Origin of the sequence: Blautia sp. JLR.GB0024 (genome assembly GCF_037000545.1) — a bacterium.
GTDB classification, from domain to species: Bacteria; Bacillota; Clostridia; order Lachnospirales; family Lachnospiraceae; genus Blautia; species Blautia celeris.
The window spans coordinates 285,369-307,383 of the sequence record NZ_JBANBF010000004.1 but is presented as its reverse complement, the minus strand read 5'-3'; the positions used below and the strand labels follow the sequence as shown (position 1 = coordinate 307,383).

The window sequence follows — 22,015 nt, the reverse complement described above, 5'->3', positions numbered from 1 at the left end:
ATTATTACTTATATTATATATGACTCCGGTGTGCTCGTCAATTGAACAAAGAAACTCCTTTACAGTCTCCGGCACTGTCGATTATAATGGGAATATAGCTAAAAAGAGGAGGGATTTTATGAGTAAGGCAAAAACTGTTTTAAAAGGCTTCGGTATCCTGCTGCTTATACTTGCCGGTATTTTACTGCTTCTGCTGGTTTATCTGACTGTGCGGGAATATCGTCCGAAGGCGGAGGAATCCCTGGAGGGAAATTATAAGGACGGTGCGTTCATTTCTCTGCGCAGCCCCTTCTCAGTCATGAGCTACAATACGGGATATGCCGGCCTCAGCAAAGACGAGGACTTCTTCATGGACGGCGGTACGAAAGTAAAACCCGCTTCCAAAGCCCTGGTGGAAGAAAATATGGAAGGCATCACAAAGGTACTGCAGGACAATCCGGCTGACGCATACTTTTTACAGGAAGTGGACATAGACTCCACCCGCTCATACCATATAGATGAGCGCAGCGCTTACAGCAAAGCCCTTGAAAAAAACAGCTTCTTCGCGTATAACTTCAAATGCGATTATGTTCCTTATCCCCTCCCTCCCATCGGACATGTGGAGAGCGGACTTGTAACGCTGACTGACAACTATGTGGCCGGTGCCAGCAGGATTTCCCTTCCGGAATCCTTCTCCTGGCCCATCAAGACCTGCAATCTGAAGCGCTGTCTTCTTGTCACCCGGTTTCCGCTTCAGGATTCGGAAAAAGAACTGGTGCTCATCAACTTCCACCTGGAAGCTTACGACAGCGGCGAGGGCAAAATCGCTCAGAGCAAAATGCTGGCGGACATTCTGGAAGCAGAGTACGAAAAAGGGAACTATGTGATCGCCGGCGGTGATTTTAACCAGACCTTTGAGGGTGTGGACAAATATCCTGTCACCAATAAGGAAGACTGGGCGCCGGGCGTGATCGGAACCGATGACCTGCCGGATCACTTTTCCTTTGCCATTGATGACACCTATCCCACCTGCCGTCTTCTGAACGCCCCGTACACCGGTTCCTATGACACCTCACAGGTCTATGTCATCGACGGATTTATCGTGTCAGACAATCTGGCCGTCAGAAATGTGAACGTCATTGATGTGGGATTTGAACATACAGACCACCAGCCGGTGCGCCTGGAGGTAGCGTTTAAGTAGGAATACTGTTTTCCCGGCCTTTTGCATAGAGTATCTATAGAGGATATTCTGTGAAAAGGAGTATTTACATGAGGGAAATCAGCCATATCACACTGAAAAACCAGGGAGATTTCATTGTCCGTCCGGGCTTTGTCTACGTGGACGGCAAAGGCAGCCGTATCTGTGAGAAGGGACATATGATGGTGGCAGCGGGCAGTTCTGCCACCATTAGCCTGAAGGATCACGGGATACCGGAGGGCTCCTGTATCACCTTCTACGCGGAAGTTCCCCAGGGACCGGACCGGGAGGCTCACCAGATTTTTGTGTACGCGGAGGATTGCGGGAACACAGCCCATTACGTCATAAGCGGTACGGCAGCAAACAGTACACTGGGATTTCTGAAAGAAGTCTGAGGTATGTATCCTTAAAACATAAAAACAGCGCCGGATACTCATGTATTTCCTACTGGTATCCGACGTTGTTTTTCACTTATTTTCTATTTTGCCTCTGTCTTTATCAGCATCATAAAGAAACGGAGCAGTACATAACCGATGATCATGGTTGTGAGAAATGTCTGAAAGCCTGCAAGCTGGTTCACGGCACTGCCCAGTCCCTCCTGTCCCTGCGCGGTGAGAAACGCCCCCATTTTTGCGGAAGCCACGATTCCGATAGCCATGGGGAAGGTCATGCCCGCATAGCCCGGTGCAAAGGGAAAGGAAAAGAATTTCGGCAGCTTTATGACAATGAAGACCAGGGACGCAAGCACGCAGAGGTACAGAAGTGTTACCAGAATCCTGTTGGGGTTATCCAGCACATTCAGCACACTCACGACGCAGAGGCTGCAGGGCGCAAGCAGAACCGCCATGGTGTGATAGACTGCCGGTTTTACTTCCACCTTCATAAGCCTCCAGATCATGAAGGGCACCAGGATCACATAGATGGCGATTCCGTAATATGTGACCACGGTCAGTATCCCTTTGGCATTCATGGCTCCTCCTGTCACACAGCTCACCATAATACCATTGTATGTAACAAACCAGCTTGGCACAAAGGTGTTGATGTCGCGTTTCATGACCATATTTCGGACTGTGAACACGATCAAATGTACCGTATGGATGGCAAGGCCTGCGGCCCAGATGAACTTTCCGCCTGCAAATCCCAGTTCATAGAAATAACTTCCCAGTATCATGGTGACCATGGAAAATCCTGCGTAGAGGCTTGCCGGCACTACGTTCTTGTACTCCTCCAGGCATGTTTTGGGAAACCGTATGATCTTGACAATATAACAGACCATGACGATCAGGGCTGTCCACATCATAAAATGCCGCAGCCAGCTATAGCCGAATCCCGCATATACGTTGCTGAGAGTCAGTGCGCCTACAAATGTGGGCAGTATGGGCACAGGTAATTTTTCCAGTCTATTCATCTTTTATGTCCTCCTGATAATAGTATTCAAAGTTGTCACCCACATGGAAAAAGTCAGAGTAATCAATTTCAAAAATAGGTTTTTTCACCCTGGACACATCAATTCTCCTGGCTATGAGCTGCTGGAGTACTCCGCTGTAGGATAAATCCCCCTGGATGATAGCTCCCAATATCCGCCCGTTCTTGTGGATGATCTTCTTATATCCGTCTTTTCCCTCCTGTGTCTCCACCAGCTCCGTCTCATCCTGCGGTTCTGCCTGTCCCAGAGACATGGTGGGTATCCCGAAGAAATTCATGGTGGACTTGCTGGCAAAGAAGTCTGTCATCTTCCGCTTCCCACCTGCCATATTGCTGCCGGCAATAATGCCCTCCTTGACAGCTGCAGGCCAGATAGGTGCCCTGCCGGATACATCCCCGGCCCCATAGATCCCCGGCACGTTCGTCTCACCGGATTCGTCAAAGAGAAGGCCGAACCGGTCTGTCTCCACCTGGCATCCCTCCAGAAACTCCACATTAGCCCGCACACCGGCTGTCACAATGAGGAGATCACAGGGGATTCTGCTGCCGTCTGACAAAAGCAGCTCCTTAACATTTCCCTCCCTGTCACAGAACAGCTCCTGCACACCGGTGCCGTAATACTGCCTGACTCCCTTTTCGCTCATGGCAGCCTCGTAGACGGCAGCGGCTTTTTTGTCAAGCTGTCTGCACAGCAGATGGTCTGCCAGTTCCACAACCACGGGCTTTACATCATTTTCCAGCAGGCCCGAAACCGTATCCAGGCCTACAAGCCCGGCACCCATGACTACCACATGCTCTGTCCTTGGCAGGGCCTCTTTGATCCTGTCAATATCACACAGGTTCCTGAAGCCGATGACATTTCCCGCTTCCCTCATACCCTTTACAGGGGGGATAAAGGTGTGGGAGCCTGTGGCAATGAGAAGCCTGTCAAATCCTACACGCTCTCCGTCTGCCAGCAAAACGGTGCGCTCTTCACAGTTAACGGAAACCGCCTCCCTGCCTTTCATAAACCGGACCCTGTATTTTTCCGTAAAATCAGGCTCTGTGAAATCAAGCTGCTGTACTGTCCTTATATTTCCCAGATAATGGTGGAGGATACACCTGGAATAAATGGTCTCATCCCTGGAGATCATGAGGATCTCCCCGTCCTCGTCCACTCTGCGGATCTCTTTTGCCGCATTGACACCGGCTGCGGAGGAACCCAGAATCACATATTTCATAGCCTACACCTCCTCAAATGTAATCGCCTGCATGGGACATTTCTCCACACACATAGGGGCGCCTTTTTTATCACTGCTTCTGTGCACACACATGTTGCACTTCATGATCTCCTTGTGCTTGTGGCTGTCACTTTTCAAAATGCCGAAGGGACATGACATGATGCACATATAGCAGCTTGCACAGCGTTCCTTGTCGTATTCCACATATCCTGTCTCGGGATTCTTGCTCATGGCTCCTGTCATGCAGGTATAAACGCACTCCGGCCGCTCGCAGTGCCGGCAGAATATGGGAGCCGGTTTTGTCTTACTGTCAATCACCACGCGGTTTCTGGAATCCCCGCTGTCCGTCTCATGGCTGACCACGCAGGCGGTGACACAGGTCAGGCAGCCGATACATTTGCTGCGGTCTATTTTAATCCGATACATCTTCGTTCCCCCTTATCTTTTTTCAAAGCGGACAGCCGCTGATTTGTAGGATGGTTCTTTGGAATAGGAATCATATATGGATGGCGTGAGCTTATTGCACTCAATATAATGAATGGGCGCGTACAGCTCGTCTTCCCTGACATGGTCCGTGATCTTCACAGCGAACTCAGCGTTCTGTCCATTGGCGGAATACACACAGATTCTGTCATTTTCTTTTACACCGTGATGCTTTGCAGTGGCGGGATGCATGTAGAGATATGCCTTTTTCAGAGAGACATCTTCCACAAACTTCACTTCCTTTGTCCTGCTCTGAGTATGCCACTGGCCCACAGAGCCACGCCCGGTGTTGAACACATATGGGAATTCCTCTGTTGTGGGCATAGGGTTTTCCATGGGTGTTTCAAATATAAACTGCGCTTTTTTGGACGGTGTAAAGAATCGGCCGTCTTCATAAAGCCTTCTCTGGTCCTCTTTCAGGGTTTCCCCTTCCCGGAACGGCCACTGGATTCCATGGGAATTCTCAAGTCCCTCCCATGTCACCCCTGTAATGTCGCAGGGCATTCCCCTGGAACATTCCCGCATAAGTGCAAAGCAGTCCTTTGGCGTCTCCCATCCCTTCAAAAGTTCTCCCATGCCCAGGGATTTTCCCACTCCGAGGATGGCTTCGTAGTCGGATATTTCATTTTCCTCCCTTGGAAGCACCTGCCGCATGGCGGAGAGCCTGCGTTCCAGATTGATATAGGTTCCCTCTTTCTTCATGCCGGATACCACAGGGAAGAATACCGTGGCGCCCTCAGCGCTTTCAATGGTGTCATAGATATCCTGCACCACATAGAGCTCCAGCTTCTTCACAGCTTCGGCAAAAGTTTCATTGTTGGTCCAGCTATGTCTTGGGTTGGTGCAGAGGATCCACAGTCCCTTGATCTCTCCTGCATTGATCCCCTCGATGATCTGGTTATAGGTCTTCGTGGGCTTTTCCGCCAACACGCTCTCCTCCACACCCAGCGCCTCCGCCACCCTTGCTCTTCTGGCAGGATTGGTGAAGTCACCGCCTGCATAGAGTACAGCGGTGTTGCTGTAGGAACGGGAACCCATGGCATTGCACTGGCCTGTAATGGAGTTGGCACCTGTTCCGGGACGCCCGATATTTCCTGTCATCAAAGCCAGGTTGATGACAGCCTGGGCTGTACGGACAGCCTCATACCCCTGATTCACGCCCATGGTCCACCAGAATGAAACACGCTTTCCTGTGTGGATCAGCTCCACAAGCTCCAGGATCTGCCCCTCGGAAAGGCCCGTCTTCTCCGCAGCCCCGCTCAAAGTATAGTCTTTTACAAATGCCTTGAATTCCCGGAACTTTTCCGTGTGCGCTTCTATGTATTTCTTATCAATATAATCTTTCTCGATCAGAAGATTGGCAATGGCATAATACAGGTACAGATCGCTCTTGTGCTTCAGGCCGTACCAGTAATCCGCGTTTCTCGCACTCTCTGATTTTCTCGGGTCAATGACGATCAGCTTCTTGTTGTGGTTGTCCTTGATCTTCCCCCACACGATGGGATGTGTCACCACCGGGTTGGCTCCTATGAGGATGATGGTGTCGGACAGCTCCAGGTCCTTCAGTGTATATCCGGGAGCGTCAAAACCGTAGCTCTGTTTATGGGCAACCACTGCTGTGGCCATACAGAGACGGGTATTACCGTCCACGTTTGTCTTCAGATAGTTGCGCATCACATGGCCGAACAATGCGAATTCCTCCATGGTAAGCTGTCCGGTGCTGATGCCTGCCACGCTCTCCGTTCCGTATTTTGCCTGGAGCTCTTTGAGCTTGTCAGCTACATACTGAAAGCCCACCTCCCAGGGCACTTCCTTCATGGTCCCGTCCGCCTGTCTGATTTTCGGCAGAGGAGACGGCTTTTTCACTGTGAGCTGCTTGTCCAGAGACAGCCCTTTGATACAGCAGAATCCGTCATTGACCGGATAGCCTTTTGTGGGGACAACCTTCATGATCCTGTTGTCCTCCACATAAAAATCAAGATTACAGTCTATGGCACAGTAATTGCAGGTGGATTGTATTTTCTTCATGACTTCCTCCTATTTTCCTGAAATATCACGATTTCTTCCGTGTTTTCTTCTATTTAAAAGGATAACTCCACACATACAAAAAAACCGTGACAAAAATCACGGTTTTCTGCTTATTCTTTGAAGTAACTGTTTAATGCATCCGGTTCCGGTATCACAAAGGTATTCTTATCATAACGGACAAGATCCTGTTCCACCAGAACTTTGAGCTGTCGGGAAGCTGTCTCCCTTTTTGTGCCCAGCATATCCGCAAGCTGGGTCACCGTCAGTTTCAGACAGATGCGGACACCGTCCTTCTCCCTCTTCCCATAGTCGCGGGCCAGTTTCCACAGCTTGGCTGCCATCTTCTTTTCCCCTCTGGTGGCATTGGTGGTGTTCTTTAACTGGCGATACAGTCTGCGGACCTTATGGGACTGGGAGGAGAACAGAAAGCGCATGAGCCTTGCGTCCGTCTCCATCAGTGCCAGAAGCTGCTTTCTGGGGACTGCCAGTATCAGGGCCTCCTCCATGATCTCGCAGCTCACAGGCTCCGGCAGGTCCTGAAGGATCTCCTCATTTAACAGGCTTCCCCTTCCCAGAACGAAAATCACCTTTTTTTCGCCCATGGCATTCATCTTATATAACGCGGCAGTGCCGCTCACTACGGCATATACTGTGACAATCTCTTCTCTCTCCCGATACAGGTGCTGCCCCTTTTTCATCCGCAGCAGCACACTGTAGCGTGCCAGATGTTCCAGGCTGGACTGCCGTATGTCATCTGCTCCGAAAATGATTCCCAGTGATTCTTCTGTATCCGTCACCCTCACGCTCCCATCTTCATATATTCCCGGTCTTTCCCAGCCGCTGCTGACATTATACCGTAATAAGTGACGAATATCTACATTTAATTGCAGGATGTATGTAAAGACGTCAATTCTATATATAGGTTATAAAAGTATCCGATCCCCACAAACAGCATCAGTAAAACTCCCAGAAACAGCATGAGATAATACTGGTTTTCACTCCGCATAACGCTCAGCTTGTAATTCATGCACCAGGTCTTCACAAACTCTGTGCTTCCCAGCAGGAGAAGGGCTGCCTGTATAGCAGGAAACACAAAGATCTGGGTATCTCCCTTCAGCATAAAAAACGCAGGAACACTGAGGACCAGTGTCACGGCAAAAATCACCCATGCCTTTTTATTATTCTGAAATATCATATCACATTCTCCTTTTGCTTTTCTTTCCCGCATCTTATGACTCTTTTGGAAGAATGTCAATATCATACTCACAATATCAGGCTTTTCCTGCACGAAATACATTTCCCCCACAGGCTCTAGCCGGCGTTCAGGGAACGTCTTCTTCTCTCCAGCTCCACATCCATATCTGCGCGTTCCTTATCCAGCTTGTAGAAACACATCACCACACCGATGACTGCACAGAGCGCCATGGGAATCCAGATAAAGCTGGCTTCAATATAGGCAAGTGCTTTAGGCGTCTGGGCCGCATTTGCCACATAGCCGCCCTTTTTCAGAAGAAGGCCGATGACGGCGCTTGCAAGTCCCATGCTGGCTTTTACAAAGAAGCCCTGGAAAGCGGCGATGAGACCTGAAACACTTTTGTTTTTCCTGTACTCAGAGTAATCGATCACATCCGGCTGAATGGCAAAGGTCGTGCCGAATATACCGTAAATGCCAAGTCCTGTGACAGCCAGACCGATGATCAGGCATACTGCAGAGGTCTTGCCGAAGTAAATGATCAGGTCACCCGCCATATAAATGGCCACACTCAGAAGCATAACATTTCTCTTTGACATCCGCTTCTCCAGATACGGCAGCACAAGGAGCATGGGAAGTCCTGAAAGGATTCCGAAGAGTCCCACAAAGGTCAGCCATTCTGTCTTCTGGAGATTGTAGGTAAAGTAATAGATAACCGTAGTATTTCGCACCACATAGATGGCAAAATACAAAAAGTTCACGGCAAAGAATATTACGCTCTGGCCTGTCAGCCCTTTTAAATCCTGTGCCAGGGAAGATTTTTCCCGCTTGACAGAGGGCGGCACCACTTCCTCGGTGTTTAAAAATGTCACTACAAAAATAAGCATGGCCGCGATTCCGTAGATGGTCATGGTCACCAGATAACCCTTCCCGGCATTTCCCTTTCCGAAAAACTCCACAAGGGGAGAGGTAATGGTCATAACAATGGCTGTCCCGATCATGGCGCAGATCATACGGGAGGAAACCAGGCAGTTTCTCTCATGCAGATCTGAGGTCAGACGCGGAACAATGGTATTCAGCGGAATGTTCACCACCGTGTAAGCCGTGCAGAGCAGACAGTACGTCACATAAGCCCAGATGATCTTTCCCGTCATATGAAAATCCGGCACAAAGAATGTCATGATGGTAAAGACGGCAAAGGGAACCGCGCCCACAAGGAAATACGGCCTTCCCTGTCCCCATTTTGTGTGGGTCCTGTCCACAAGGATACCCATGCCTGTGTCAGTCAGCGCGTCGATAAACTTTGTGACCAGCATCAGGGTTCCTGCCACTGCTGCCGAGATTCCAAATACATCTGTATAAAATATCATGAGATAGGACGCCATGGTGCTGAATACAAGATTGCATCCGAGATCCCCCACCCCGTATCCAATCCTTTTCTTCCACTTAGACGCCCCTGCGGTGTATCCCGCTTGTGAGGTGTTCTGCAAATTTACTGCCTGCTCCATATTCCTTCCTCCATATCTTTTTTCTTTTTCTTCCTTTTATATCTATCTCTATTCTGCCAGTTTTGTCAGCTTCTTCATGTCTGTTTTCAAATTCCGGTAGACAGAGTGGTATAGCTCAAAATACTCATTATATTTTTCATGGTTCTTCTCATCCGGCATGATTTTTTCATCCAGCACCTGCCACTCTTTCACTTTTTCATAGGAAAGAATGCCTGTGCCGATGCCTGCCAGAATCACATCCCCCATGTTCGCCTCCACATCCTGCTTGGGGCAGACCACAGGATAACCGGTCACATCCGCGAAAATGTGTCTCCAAACCCGGGACTTTGTGACCCCTCCGGCCAGAAGAATATACTCGCCCAAATCCTCCCCGGTGGCTTCCATGGCGTCCCTCAGAGAATAGGCAACCGCCTCTAAAAATGCCCGGTACAGATGCCCTTTCGTATGTGCCAGGGAAAGTCCCACAATGGTGCCCTTGGCGTCAGAATCCCAGACCGGACTTCTCTCTCCCATGAAATAAGGAAGGACCACAAGTCCCTCACTGCCCGCCGGGATTTTCTCCGCCATGGCATTCAGCGCATCATAGGAATTATTCTCTTCCCCGCCAAACGTATTCCGGAACCATTTTACAATGGCCCCCGCTGTGGCTCCCCCTGCAAAATAATAGGAGAGATTTTTGGCATCGTACAGATACGGCCACGCGATAAGCCCGTTCCCTTTTACGGGTTTATCAGAAATCAAAGCCGCGCACATGGATGTTCCGATGGCCGCTGCGTAGATGCCGGATTCCAGCACACCCAGGCCGATATTGGCAGCGCCGCAGTCAATGCCCCCTGCAATGACCGGCATTCCCTCCATAAGTCCCAGGCTCTCTGCTGCCTCCTTTGTCAGGCCCCCTGCAATATCCGTGGATTCCACCAGCTTTGCAGGCATTTTCTCCATGGGGATTCCCATGGCCTCCATCATTTCCTCTGACCAGGTTCTGGTGCGCATATCGAATATGCCGCCGATATTGCCCGCAGAAGAATAGTCAATGACGATCTCTCCTGTCAGATGGTAGATCACATAATCATTGGGCGGAAGAAAAAGCTTTGTCCTCTCCCAGTTTTCAGGCTCATGGTTCTTGATCCAGAGCATCTTCGTGTAGCCGTAGTATGGGTCAGCGCCGTTCTGGGTAATCTCCAGAAGCTTTTCTTCCCCAATATGGGAAAGTACCCAGTCGCTTTCCTCCTGTGCCCTCCTGTCCATCCAGATCAGGCAGGGGCGCACCGGCTGCATCTCCTCGTCCAGAGGGATTCCTGAACCGCCGTAGAGCCCGCTGACAGCCAGGCCCTTTATGTCCTCTTTCGCGATGCCTGATTTCAGCACGGTTTCCCTGATAGAACTGCGGGCCGCTTCAAGCCATACGTCCGGCCACTGCTCTGCCCATAAAGGGCGCGGTGTCAGCACATCGTACTCCACCAGATGCTTTGCGATCAGATTCCCCTCTGTGTCCATTAAAATGGTCTTTGTACCGGATGTGCCAATATCTGTACCTAATAAATATTCCATTCCTGTTCTCCTTCAGCAGACATTTTTTCAGGTGTTTTTTAGAAACAGGTGAACGCTCCGTCCACAATAAAATCAGAACCTGTGGTAAAGCTGCTGGTATCTCCTGCCAGATAGACGGCGATGGACTGCAGCTCTTCCGGACGTCCCATACGGCCCATAGGAGCCATGGCATTCCACTGTTCGATCAGCGGTTTCAGGCTGGGGGAGTTGAGGGTCAGCTCTGTTCCCATGTATCCCGGGCTGATGCAGTTTACTCTCACGCCGCGTTTTGCGAACTCAATGGCCATGGATTTTGTAAGCTGGATCACACCGGCCTTGGAGGCATTGTAGGAGCACTGGGGCTGCGGTACATTTACAATGTGGGCTGACATGGAGGCTGTGTTGATGATGGAGCCGTATCCCTGTTTCAGCATCTGCTTTGCCGCTGCCTGGGCGGTTAAGAATACGCCGCTCAGATTGATATCAATCACTTTCTTCCACTGCTCGTAGGTCATCTCCTCACAGGGGATATTCATGCAGATACCTGCGTTGCAGAACGCTGCGTCCAGCTTGCCGAATGTGTTCACGATCTCTTCCATCATGGCATTTACTTCCTCCGGCTTTGTGACATCCGTTTTGATGGCAATGGTCTTCACGCCGTTTTCCTCAGCAATGCTACCTGCTGTCTTCTCTGCCTCCTCAATATCCACGTCCACGATTGCCACATCACTGCCGGCCTCTGCAAGGGCGATCGCGATCTGTTTCCCGATACCTCTGGCGCCTCCTGTTACGAAAGATACTTTCCCGTCCAGTCTCATTTTCTCGATAATTCCCATGTTTTTTTCTCCTTTTCAAAGTGGATTTGTTTTTGTGATTCTATTTTGTAAAATTATTTTGTAAAATCTATTTATATAATAATCCCCGGATATCAATTCGTCAATATGTATAACTATCCAAATATGGATGGGGATTTTTATGAATTTCTACCAAAGGTGTTTGCCGGCTGTTTGTGCTATACTCTATTGTATAAAGTTTTTTTATAAATATCCTTTACAAATCTCCGGGCCAATGTGTCTGCCGGGCCGGAATCATGGTATAGATTTTCACAGAGAAAGGAAAAGAAACATGGGAAATATTACATTGACGGATATAAAGAAAAACAATTATTCTTTAATTTACAACCTGCTGTATGAGCAGGAAAAGCTCTCCAAACAGGAGATTGCCAACCAGCTTCATCTCAGCCTGCCCACGGTCACACAGAATCTGGTTGCTCTGGAGGATGCCGGCCTGATTGAAAAGGGAGGACAGTTTGCATCCCAGGTGGGGAGAAAAGCCGTTGCCTACACGCTCTGCCTGCAGGCAGGGATCGGAATCGGTGTGGAGATTTTAAAGAAGCAGATTCGGATTCTGGCCGTTGACTTGAAGGGGCAGATCTGCGGATGTATGGAATATGAGTTATTGTACAGAAATGATGATGCCTACTATAAAGAGATTGCCGGATATGTCAGCACCTTTATAGAGGACAGCGGATTTACGAAGAAACAGATTCTGGGTATCGGCTTTGCTGTACAGGGTCTGACAACAGCCGACGGACAGGAGATCATCTTTGGCAAGACCCTGGGTTATACAGGGCTTAAGATCACTGCCCTTTCCGGATACCTTCCATATCCCTGCATGTTCCTGCACGATGCCAAATGTGCCGCTGCCACAGAGCTGTGGAACCGCAGGGATCTGACCGACGCCATTTATCTCTCCATCGGCAAGCATCTGGGCGGTGCGGTGATCATCGGCGGACAGACCGTGATGGGAAAACAGGACCACGGCGGCGCAGTGGAGCATATGACCCTGATTCCCGGCGGCAGGCAGTGCTACTGCGGCAAATCCGGCTGCATGGAGACATACTGTTCTGTCAATGCTCTGCTTTTGGAGGATGAGAGCCTGGAAGAATTCTTTGACGGACTCAGGAATGGAAAGGAAGAGAACAAGGTACGTTTTGAGGAGTATCTGGAGAATCTTTCCACGGCGGTAAATAATCTGCATATGGTGATGGACTGCGATGTGATCCTCGGCGGGCATATGGCGCCTTATCTGACGGAGGAGGATCTGGCTGCGCTCCATAAAAAAGTGAAGGAAAAATCTGCGTTTCCGGATGAGGCGGATTTTATCTTTTTGTCTGAGGCTGCAAGGGATTCGGTGCCGGTGGGGGCAGCGCTTGCATATGTGAAAGGGTTTTTAGAAGAGATTTAGATAAAAACAATGTGGGATGGATTCTGCAGTATTGAAAAGCTGCAGCTCCATCCCACATTTCCAGTGCGTGTTTAAAAATTGCTTTCAGCAAGCTGTGCGCTGTCGTTTGTTCTCTTACGCAGGCATCCGTATCTTACCGTCCTCTATGCGTATGATCCGGTCCGACATCTGCGCGATCTCCGGGTTATGGGTGATCATGACGATGGTCTGGCGGAATTCCTTACTGGTCATTTTCAGCAGGCCAATCACATCCTCGCTGGTCTTGCTGTCCAGGTTGCCCGTAGGCTCATCTGCCAGGACAATGGAGGGCTTGGATGCCAGCGCCCGGGCAATGGCTACTCTCTGCTGCTGTCCGCCGGACAGATTGTTCGGAAGACTGTCCAGCTTGCTTTCCAGTCCCAGCATTTTGACCACCTCCATGATAAACTTCTTATCAGGCTTCTGTCCGTCCATGGAAATGGGGAACACAATGTTCTCCCATACGGTCAGAACAGGGATCAGGTTGTAGTTCTGGAAAATGAATCCAATCTGCTTGCGCCTGAAAACCGTAGCCTGCTCACCGCTTAGCTTCGCCAGTTCGGTGCTGCCGATCCTGACACTGCCCGCAGTGGGAGTGTCAAGCCCGCCCAGCATATTGAGCAGTGTGGACTTTCCGCTGCCGGATGTGCCGATAATGGCAGTAAACTTTCCTCTCTCTATCTCCAGATCAACACCGTCCAGCGCTTTTACCATGGTATCGCCTTTGCCGTAATATTTTTTAAGACCTGTTGTCTTTAATATGCATTCCATATATCGCTCCTCCTCTTTCATGGATATGGGTATCAGCCCGTTTCATTTCTATTCTGCCACGCGAAGCTGTTCTACAATGCTGCCTTTGTGAAACATCCTGAGCGCGAGAACAGGGATCACCAGCGCGAAAATAAGCAGCACTGCACTTGTGATGCATGCAGGCATCACGGTGAGGTGAAAGGTAAACTGCCACAGGCCCGAACACAGGGACCGCACCAGTGTCAGTCCCAGCAGCACCGACAGCGCCGTGCCTGCCAGAACCGCCCCCAGTGCATAGTAGATACCTTCAAAGGTCATCATTTTTGTAAGCTGCCGTCCTGTCATGCCAATGCTCTGCATGGTTGCAAATTCATGGCGACGGGTGATGATGGATGTGATCAGCATATTGGTGAGGTTTAAAACACCTGCCAGACCGAAGATCATTCCCACAATACCCCCCACAAAATAGATCATCTTTTTTGTCCCCTCCGCACTGGCGCGCGCACTCTCCGCAGACATGTAGTTGATGCTCATATCCTTGTTCTTCCTGTAATCATCGAGAAAAGAGGTCATACTGCTGCGATGCTCTTCCTCCACATTAAAAGCGTATTTGTAGACAGCCGGGGCATCATACAGCTCTTTGTACACGCCGGACGGCAGGTACAGATACAGCCCGTCACCACCCACTTCATTGGCACCGTTGACGGTATATCCGATCTCCTCGTCATCCCCGTTCAGCACGGCCTTTGCAAGCACAGGCAGTTCTCTGACCGGCTCCCCGTTTTTCCGGACTGTGATCGTGTCTCCCACATCCAGAAACTCAAAATCGGAATCATATTCCATGCTTCCCATCCTGCCCGGTACTCCCAGAAGCACACCTTCCCCGGCGCACATTTTCTCGTAAAGTGTGTGCGGATCGGTCTCCCCCTCTTTGATGGTCATGCGGGCAATGGAGGCTTCTTCCATGCCATAGACATTACACATGGGGCTTCCGTCTTCTCCCAGGATAAAGCTGAACAAATCCTTGTTGAAGGCCCGTGTAAGGCCGTTTTTGTAATCTCCCTCCGTGTATTTCCACTCCATTCCGAAATCATACGTGACATTGATATCCTCCAGGGTATTCTTATATACGGATGTCCCGTCCCGGACACCGGGCTGTGCGGCGATATCCGCGATCGTACGGTCAGACACTGCCATGTCACGGGTGGTAAATCCTTTCATATTGTTCATGGTATCCGCATGCAGGACCGCAAAATCTGTCCGTATCATCTGGTTGACCTGCTTGCTGATATCCACACTGGCTGCGATCGTCCCCACGCAGTTGAGCAGTACCACACACAGAGTCAGTGATATAATGATAAATCCGGTCCGCCGCTTATTCCTTCCGAGATTGGCAAATGCCATCTGCGGCAGTTTTGCCTGTCCGGCACTGTGCTTTGCAGTATGTCTGCCCACAGTGCTCTCCACATAGTGAAATGCCTCAATAGGCGGAATATTGGCAGCCACCCGCACCGGTTTGCGTGTACTTAAAAATACCGTAAATACAGTGAGCACAGCCGCAGTCAGAAACAGCACCAAAGAGGGAGAGACGTCCGCGGAGACATTGCTGTACTCTGTACTGACCATAGACATGATAACAGGCAGTGTACTCTTCCCGATAAAATATCCGAGAACCAGCCCAATGGGTGTTCCCATACAGCACAGCCACACAGCCTGCCGGTTGATCAGCCTCTTCACCTGTTTCTTTCCCATTCCTATGGTCCTGTACAGCCCATACCGCCGAATATCCTGCATCACCGCTATATCAAACACATTGTAAATGAGTAGGTATCCGCAGAAGATAAAGAGAAGGATGAATGCTCCTCCCGCAAGCAGAATACTGCCGCTCATCTGCGGGTTGCGCATACGGTTAATGGAAGCCGGAAGATAGTTGACAGCTTTCATATCATCCGGATTTCCCCCCTGGCTGCGTGAAAAGTCGTCTAATTTCTCCTGCAGTCCCCAGGTACTCTTCGCCAAAATGTCAGAATAATATACCCCTGCCAGTTCTTTGTCCCGGTCGTAGGTATACTGAAAAATATCCGGGTTTGCATCCCTGAACTTTGTTCCTGTGATCATATAGCTGACCTGGTCATTCACAGCCTCGAACCAGCCGGACACCACCATTTTTTTTGTATACTCCCTGCCGTGGGCCGTAAACACGATTTCCACTTCCGCTCCCGCCTCAGGCTCCGCTCCCAAAGCTCTGAGCGCCCGGTCAGAGGTCACCACTTCATTCTCCGCTTTTGGGTATTCCCCATGGGTCGGCGCGGAAAATGTCAGCTCTGCCTCTGTTTCATCCATCACATCAAATTCCACATTGTGATATTTTGTATTCGACAGAAAACCCACAGACATGCGAAGGCCGGCCTTCTTTACAAACGGTTCCTTCTGCAGAGCTTCAAACTGCTCTGCCGTCATATTTTTTACCTCCGCGTCGCCACTGCTCATTTTGAGCATCTGCATGGTGAGGGACAAGGACTCCAGGGTCCCCATCCCAATCGTAGTGACTGAGGTGAAAAGGACTGCCGTGAGAGCGATTGCCAGCACCGCGACTAAATTTCTAACTCTTCCCGCAGCAAAACTGCGCTTTGTCAGAGTATTCAGCATCTCTTTCATATTCTACTTTCCTCCCTGCCGGTGTACCGCCTCTATGCGCTGTAACACCTGTTTCTGATAATAAGAATACCATACCAAAGTCACAAGTAAGGTACAGCAGAGTTACATTTTTGTACCTTTCTGCATTTTCTCCCGCGCACAGTGCGCCGCCGGCCGGGGTTTGTATAATGACAAAAAGCGCCCTTTTCTGTAAGGCGCTTTTTGTCAGTTTTCTGCAAGCCTTCCATCCTGCAGCCGCACTACATGGTCGGCAAGCTGGGAAAGCTCCTGATTGTGCGTTATCATGATCAGGGTCTGATGAAACGTATCGGCTGTCATTTTCAAAAACCCTGCCACATTCTGGCTGGTCTTCACATCAAAGCTCCCGGTGGGTTCGTCCGCCAGAACGATGACCGGCTTTGTGATGAGCGCCCTGGCAATGGCAGCACACTGCTGCGCACCCCCGGAAAGCATGTGAGGATAGGCATCCAGCTTTGGCTCCAGCCCCAGAAGCTCCGTTAATTTATGAAAAAATACCTGGTCTGCTCTGGAGTTATCCAGTGCCAGCGGAAATAAAATATTTTCCCGCACAGTAAGCTCGGGGATCAGATGATTGCCCTGGAAAACGAATCCCACTTTCCTCCGCCGATACACTGTGAGCTGCTCCTCCGTCAGTTCTGACAGATCTATGCCGTCTACCAGGACGCTTCCCTCTGTGGGCTGATACAATCCGCCGATCAAATTTAAAAGTGTTGTCTTTCCGGAACCGGAAGCCCCCACAATGGCTGTAAATTTCCCTTTTTCCATACACAAATCAATTCCGTCCAGAGCCTTGACCTGCCGGCTCCCTCTTCCGAAATACTTTTTTAAATGATGTATTGTTACAATATCCATAAAATCCTTTCTTTTCGTATATCAGCTCAAAAGATAAACAGAGAAGACAGTACCTGCGCCCTGCTTTGACTTTACACTCATATACCCATTCTGCCGTGTGATAATACCCCGGGCAAGATAAAGCCCCAGTCCCACGCCCTCCTGTCCTGCTGCCTCCTGGGCTCTGAAGAAACGCTGGAACACGTGATTATAGTGCTCCTCCGCAATCCCGATTCCTGAATCTGCTATATCGATCCTTGTGTAAAACTGCCACGGGCGGACGCTCACATGCACAGAACCGCCCTCCGGCGTATATTTCACCGCATTGTCAAGAAGATTCGCAAGGGCTTCTGCTGTCCACTTTGCGTCATGCCTGACCGTCACCTGGCTGTCACAGTCCACATCCAGTTCTATGTTCTTTTGTTCCGCCTTTGTCCATATGCTGCTCACTGCCTGGGCAATGGTATCGTACAGGCGGTTCTCTTCCATATGTATGGAAAAGGTCCCTGTCTCAAGACGTGACATTTTGATCAGGGACTCCATCAAAAAATCAAGCTTACGGATCTGTCCTGCCATCATGTGTAAAAACTCTTCCTGCTTTTCCCTGGCAAGCTCATGCTGCTGCAGAATGCTGAGGAACATCTGGATATTGGCAATGGGTGTCTTCACCTGGTGGGAGATATCACTCACCAGCGCCTGGATGGTCTGTTTGTCCTCCGCGCTCTGCCGGTACCCGTCCTTCATCTTCTCATAATACTGCAGAAGCTTTCCCTGTACCTTAGAGGCAGCCGTATCCTCATAGAGAGTTAAATTCTCCGGTTCCCGCTCCTCCATGAGTGCGTCCACGGTATCACAGATATCATTTGCGAAGTCCGCTGTCTGCTTTTTCTGCAGTCTGTCCCACAATATGACCAATCCCATGACCAGCCCGCACAGCAGGAGCAGTCCCCCCCTGCATCACCCGCCTGGGAAGATAATCTGCCAGCAGTGCCAGACATCCGGCCAGGCTCACAAGCAGCAGTATGATACGTTTTGGTGCCTCGGTCCATTTTCTCTCTTTCATTCCCCTGCACCTGTCCAGATATAGCCCATTCCCCGCACGGTTTTAATGTAGGTGTGCTCTTTGTCCTCAATTTTTGCCCGCAGGCGGTTCATTGTCACGGTCAGTGTATGGTCATCAATATATTTTCCCTCGCAGTCCCACAGCTTTTCAAGCAGGAGCTGCCTTATTGTGACATTTCCCGCATTGGCTGTCAAAATCCGCAGAAGCTTGTATTCATTGGGCGTGATCGCCAGTTTTTCCCTGTTCTTCACAGCAGTCAGCGCCTCAAAGTCCAGAAGCAGAAATCCATCCCTGTACTGATTTGTACCGGACTTTTCCGCTGCCGTGCCGTGGCGCAGGGCCACCTCCGCCCGCCGTTTCAGAATCCGAATATTAAAAGGTTTGGTGATATAATCCTCTGCTCCCAGATCAAAGCCCGTGAGCACATCCTGCTCCAGGTCATTGGCCGTCAGAAAGATCACCGGCAGGTCAGGCTGTTCTTTCTTAACCTCCCTGCACAGTTCAAATCCGTTTCCGTCCGGAAGATTCACATCCATGATCACCAGCTCAAAATGGTCCTCCTTTAAAAGCTGCCTGGCCTTCTGGCAGTTATAGGCCGCCACGGTCACATAACCACTGGAATCCAGCTCAAAGCAGAGGCCCGCGCCAAGTACCAGATCGTCCTCCACCACTAAAATCTTTGTCATCGAAATCTTCCCCTCTTCACCTTGCTCATATGTACTAGATTATACGATATTTCCTGTTTGGCCGCAACCAAAATAGGAATCCAGACTCTCCTGCATCAGCTTCAGGGATTTCATCTTCCGCTCTGTCACTTTATCCTCCGGCAGTATCTCACTGCACAGGATAGGGGATTCTGCCGTGTATCTCCTTCGCCCGGCTGCGGCGGCCCGGCTGCTTTGGTTGGCATAGCAGTACAGGCATCCGTGGGGACAGGTATCATAGGCACCGATATCTATACTCTCCACACAGCCGCATTCGCTTCTCTGATTTTTGTCTTTTTTCACATCCAGGCTGCAGCCGCACAGACGCCGGATCAGTTCCCCGTCCACACAGCTTCCGTGGGTGATCCCGTATTTCTGCAGGTCTGCTTTTTCCGCGCAGGTCACGATCTCCATACCGTGAACATGGGCAGTGCGGGCCAGCTCCCCGGCGAATCTGCCCAGGCTTTCCTCCTCCAAATTCTCACATTCCAGCATTTCCAGGTTCTTTTTTATCTTCGGATAGTAGTCAAGAAAACTGATCACCACCCGCTCTGTATAACCCTCCAGCGCCTCTGCGATTCCGGAAAATGCCCGCAGATGATATTGCGGTGTATAGCGGGCATTAAAGAAAACCGGGTCATAGCGCCACACCACCCGTTCTGCCCCTATAGTCTCTGCCAGTGTTTGGAACGCGGGAATCAAAACCTGTTTCTTATCCGGCAGCCCCGGCTCCACATCCCTTCCGTACCCGGTCAGGGTAAACTGAAAATAATACATATACGGATCAAGAAGCGGCAGCTTCTCAAACATAGGGACCGGATTCTTGGTCCAGAACACAATACAGTCCACCACCTCCGGCTTAAGGGATATCCTGCTCACCTGATGAAAGTTAAAAGGATTGCGGACACAGGCATATCCCTCCTCAATCCTTTTAAAAAACCAGTCCCGGTAATAGGCCGGTATATCTGTCCTTCGGCTCACACTCAATATCATTCACACCACCTCTTTTTCGAAAATATGTTCGTTTTTCTGATTATACACCTTTTTTTCACCGGACACAACTGTGACACAAATTTCAAGGAAAATCCCCCAAAATTCGTCTTGTCCCTTCCCTCCCCATTGTCTATACTTATAGACATGAAAAGGTTTATGACAGGAGGAAAAATCATGAACAGAGAATACCATGTAGCCGTCACCGGCTCTGACTATGCAAAGGGGACGAAAGAGGATCCCTTCCGAACCATACAAAGGGCAGCCAAAGCCGCCGAGACAGGAGACAAAGTCATTGTACATGAGGGTGAGTACCGGGAATGGGTCAAGCCGGAACACAGCGGCTACAGCGACATCAGCCGTATTGTATACGAGGCAGCCGAGGGAGAAAAGGTCGTGATAAAAGGCTCCGAACGGATCCAAAACTGGGAGAATACAGAGGGGACTGTTTGGAAAGCAGTGATTCCAAACACTGTTTTCGGTGACTACAATCCCTACAAAGAGCCGCTCTGGGGTGACTGGTTCATCTATCCGGATGACAATTCCGTCCATGCAGGAGATGTCTACTTAAACGGCAAATCTTTCTACGAAGCAAAATCCCTGGATGAGGTGAGAAATCCCCAGATCCGCACAGAGGGATACAACCCGCCGTGGACCAAACACCCGGAACCCATCAAAGATAAAGAGTGGACCATTTATCAGTGGTATGCTGAGACAGACCATGAAAATACATATATTTACGCCAATTTCCAGGGAGCTGATCCCAACAAAGAGCTGACCGAGATCAATGTGCGTAAGTGCTGCTTCTACCCTGAAAAAACTGGCATGAATTATATCACCGTGCGCGGCTTTGAGATGGCACAGGCTGCCTGCCCCTGGACACCGCCTACTGCTGACCAGCCGGGCCTTCTGGGTGCTAACTGGAGCAAGGGCTGGATCATTGAAAACAATATGATACATGATGCGAAATGCAGCGGCATCAGCATTGGCAAGGAGGCCTCTACAGGCCATAACCTCTGCACCAGAAGACACAGAAAACCGGGATACCAGTATCAGATGGAGGCAGTGTTCCGCGCCCTGAAGATTGGCTGGAGCAAGGAAAAGATCGGTTCCCACATTATCCGCAACAACGTCATCTATGACTGCGGACAGAATGGTATCGTAGGCCATATGGGCTGTGTGTTCAGCCAGATCTACAACAACCATATCTATAATATTGCCGTAAAACACGAGTATTTCGGCTATGAGATCGCAGGCATCAAGCTGCACGCAGCCATTGACGTACAGATCCACGACAACAATATCCATGACTGTACTCTGGGCACCTGGCTTGACTGGCAGGCACAGGGCACGCGCGTCAGCAAAAACCTGTACTATAACAACGACCGTGACCTGATGGTGGAAGTGACTCACGGGCCTTATATGGTAGACAACAACATCTTTGCCTCTGCCTACAACTTCGACAATATTGCCCAGGGCGGTGCATATATCCACAACCTGTGCTGCGGAACCATGAGAAGAGAGGATGTCCTGAACCGATCCACTCCCTATCACTTCCCGCACAGCACGGAAGTTGCCGGCACCACACCTGTATACGGCGGAGATGACCGTCTGTACAACAACATTTTCGTGGGCAGCGTGGATGCCTATACGGAGCAGTCCTTATGCGGAACCATAGGCTACAACGGCTCCACCAAAACCCTGGAGGAATATATGGAAACCGTTGCTTCCATGGGAAATGAGGACCTGGAAATGTTTGAACAGGTAAAACAGCCTGCCTACATCAATCACAACGCTTATCTGAAAAATGCCCCGGCATTTGACGCGGAGAAAGAGAACTACACAAGTGCTGCTGATCCCCAGGTAAAAATCTCCGTGGAGGGAGAGGAAACCTATCTGGAAATCCATGCAGAAAAAGAGATGCTTCATATGCCCGCCGGAATCATCTCCACAGAAACACTGGGTATGGTCCGCATTCCGGAAGCCCCCTTTGATGGCCCTGATGGTGAATCCATTGTTCTGGATACTGACTATAACGGTGCCGTACGCTGTGAAACACCGGCTGTTGGACCTTTAGAAGGACTGAAAGAAGGATATAATAAAATAAAAGTCTGGGGATAACCCAGAACCTCAGAACGGGACACCCCATAACAGGGTGTCCCGTCTTTCT

At 50.0% G+C, this 22,015-nt stretch carries 20 protein-coding genes; 4 read left to right on the top strand and 16 right to left on the bottom strand.

All coding sequences use genetic code 11. The annotated features are described in order from the left end of the window. Positions 1 to 118: 118 nt before the first annotated feature. Together V8Q34_RS12230 and V8Q34_RS12225 are read left to right on the top strand one after the other, a co-directional pair. Entirely contained in the window at positions 119 to 1,180 is a 1,062-nt protein-coding gene (locus tag V8Q34_RS12230) for an endonuclease/exonuclease/phosphatase family protein (protein WP_033141280.1), read from the top strand. A gap of 68 nt (positions 1,181 to 1,248) precedes the next feature. Then, positions 1,249 to 1,572, top strand: coding sequence for a hypothetical protein (locus tag V8Q34_RS12225; RefSeq protein ID WP_052099434.1), 324 nt, complete (start codon positions 1,249 to 1,251; stop codon positions 1,570 to 1,572). An 83-nt stretch (positions 1,573 to 1,655) separates the two neighbouring features. Here V8Q34_RS12225 and V8Q34_RS12220 read toward each other — a convergent pair whose 3' ends face one another. The 9 genes from V8Q34_RS12220 to V8Q34_RS12180 form a co-directional block, all read right to left on the bottom strand. Then, entirely contained in the window at positions 1,656 to 2,585 is a 930-nt protein-coding gene (locus tag V8Q34_RS12220; RefSeq protein ID WP_227242832.1) for a TDT family transporter, read from the bottom strand. Next, positions 2,578 to 3,822 carry an NAD(P)/FAD-dependent oxidoreductase gene (locus tag V8Q34_RS12215; RefSeq protein WP_227209800.1) on the bottom strand — a complete coding sequence of 415 codons (1,245 nt, stop codon included), beginning with the start codon at positions 3,820 to 3,822 and terminating at the stop codon, positions 2,578 to 2,580. The genes V8Q34_RS12220 and V8Q34_RS12215 overlap by 8 nt, the downstream gene beginning before the upstream one ends. Before the next feature lie 3 nt (positions 3,823 to 3,825). Next, the gene (locus V8Q34_RS12210) at positions 3,826 to 4,248 is read right to left on the bottom strand and encodes a 4Fe-4S dicluster domain-containing protein (protein WP_335835538.1); all 423 of its coding nucleotides are present in this window, start codon (positions 4,246 to 4,248) and stop codon (positions 3,826 to 3,828) included. Between the two features lie 12 nt (positions 4,249 to 4,260). Then, positions 4,261 to 6,333, bottom strand: a complete 2,073-nt coding sequence (locus V8Q34_RS12205) for a molybdopterin oxidoreductase family protein (protein ID WP_335835537.1) — start codon at positions 6,331 to 6,333, stop codon at positions 4,261 to 4,263. 110 nt (positions 6,334 to 6,443) lie between these two features. Continuing rightward, positions 6,444 to 7,130: a Crp/Fnr family transcriptional regulator gene (locus tag V8Q34_RS12200; protein ID WP_081960307.1), complete on the bottom strand. Its 687-nt coding sequence runs from the start codon at positions 7,128 to 7,130 to the stop codon at positions 6,444 to 6,446. Positions 7,131 to 7,213: 83 nt separating this feature from the next. After that, positions 7,214 to 7,528: a hypothetical protein gene (locus tag V8Q34_RS12195; RefSeq protein WP_148393168.1), complete on the bottom strand. Its 315-nt coding sequence runs from the start codon at positions 7,526 to 7,528 to the stop codon at positions 7,214 to 7,216. A 116-nt stretch (positions 7,529 to 7,644) separates the two neighbouring features. Continuing rightward, positions 7,645 to 9,033 carry an MFS transporter gene (locus V8Q34_RS12190; RefSeq protein ID WP_335835536.1) on the bottom strand — a complete coding sequence of 463 codons (1,389 nt, stop codon included), beginning with the start codon at positions 9,031 to 9,033 and terminating at the stop codon, positions 7,645 to 7,647. 48 nt (positions 9,034 to 9,081) lie between these two features. Beyond that, on the bottom strand, positions 9,082 to 10,584 hold the full coding sequence (locus V8Q34_RS12185) for an FGGY-family carbohydrate kinase (RefSeq protein WP_335835535.1): 1,503 nt from the start codon (positions 10,582 to 10,584) through the stop codon (positions 9,082 to 9,084). 38 nt (positions 10,585 to 10,622) lie between these two features. Next, on the bottom strand, positions 10,623 to 11,399 hold the full coding sequence (locus tag V8Q34_RS12180; protein WP_103731724.1) for an SDR family oxidoreductase: 777 nt from the start codon (positions 11,397 to 11,399) through the stop codon (positions 10,623 to 10,625). 289 nt (positions 11,400 to 11,688) lie between these two features. Here V8Q34_RS12180 and V8Q34_RS12175 point away from each other — a divergent pair, with 289 nt between their 5' ends. Beyond that, positions 11,689 to 12,810: an ROK family transcriptional regulator gene (locus V8Q34_RS12175; RefSeq protein WP_103731998.1), complete on the top strand. Its 1,122-nt coding sequence runs from the start codon at positions 11,689 to 11,691 to the stop codon at positions 12,808 to 12,810. A 114-nt stretch (positions 12,811 to 12,924) separates the two neighbouring features. On the opposite strand, the gene V8Q34_RS12170 is transcribed toward V8Q34_RS12175, so the two are convergent. The 7 genes from V8Q34_RS12170 to V8Q34_RS12140 all read right to left on the bottom strand — a co-directional run bounded on the left by V8Q34_RS12170 (position 12,925) and on the right by V8Q34_RS12140 (position 19,848). Further along, positions 12,925 to 13,599 carry an ABC transporter ATP-binding protein gene (locus tag V8Q34_RS12170; protein WP_335835534.1) on the bottom strand — a complete coding sequence of 225 codons (675 nt, stop codon included), beginning with the start codon at positions 13,597 to 13,599 and terminating at the stop codon, positions 12,925 to 12,927. Positions 13,600 to 13,647: 48 nt separating this feature from the next. Further along, on the bottom strand, positions 13,648 to 16,236 hold the full coding sequence (locus V8Q34_RS12165; protein ID WP_335835533.1) for an ABC transporter permease: 2,589 nt from the start codon (positions 16,234 to 16,236) through the stop codon (positions 13,648 to 13,650). Between the two features lie 204 nt (positions 16,237 to 16,440). Beyond that, positions 16,441 to 17,109, bottom strand: a complete 669-nt coding sequence (locus tag V8Q34_RS12160; protein ID WP_335835532.1) for an ABC transporter ATP-binding protein — start codon at positions 17,107 to 17,109, stop codon at positions 16,441 to 16,443. 21 nt (positions 17,110 to 17,130) lie between these two features. Continuing rightward, positions 17,131 to 18,009: a sensor histidine kinase gene (locus tag V8Q34_RS12155; RefSeq protein ID WP_335835531.1), complete on the bottom strand. Its 879-nt coding sequence runs from the start codon at positions 18,007 to 18,009 to the stop codon at positions 17,131 to 17,133. After that, a complete protein-coding gene (locus V8Q34_RS12150; protein ID WP_335835530.1) occupies positions 17,948 to 18,151 on the bottom strand; it encodes a hypothetical protein in 204 nt (67 codons plus the stop codon). Before V8Q34_RS12150 ends, V8Q34_RS12155 begins: the two co-directional genes overlap by 62 nt. Continuing rightward, on the bottom strand, positions 18,148 to 18,837 hold the full coding sequence (locus V8Q34_RS12145; RefSeq protein WP_335835529.1) for a response regulator transcription factor: 690 nt from the start codon (positions 18,835 to 18,837) through the stop codon (positions 18,148 to 18,150). Before V8Q34_RS12145 ends, V8Q34_RS12150 begins: the two co-directional genes overlap by 4 nt. 39 nt (positions 18,838 to 18,876) lie before the next feature. Then, positions 18,877 to 19,848: a DUF1848 domain-containing protein gene (locus V8Q34_RS12140; protein WP_335835528.1), complete on the bottom strand. Its 972-nt coding sequence runs from the start codon at positions 19,846 to 19,848 to the stop codon at positions 18,877 to 18,879. 174 nt (positions 19,849 to 20,022) lie between these two features. Here V8Q34_RS12140 and V8Q34_RS12135 point away from each other — a divergent pair, with 174 nt between their 5' ends. Further along, a complete protein-coding gene (locus V8Q34_RS12135) occupies positions 20,023 to 21,966 on the top strand; it encodes a right-handed parallel beta-helix repeat-containing protein (RefSeq protein ID WP_054351845.1) in 1,944 nt (647 codons plus the stop codon). Positions 21,967 to 22,015 lie beyond the last annotated feature (49 nt).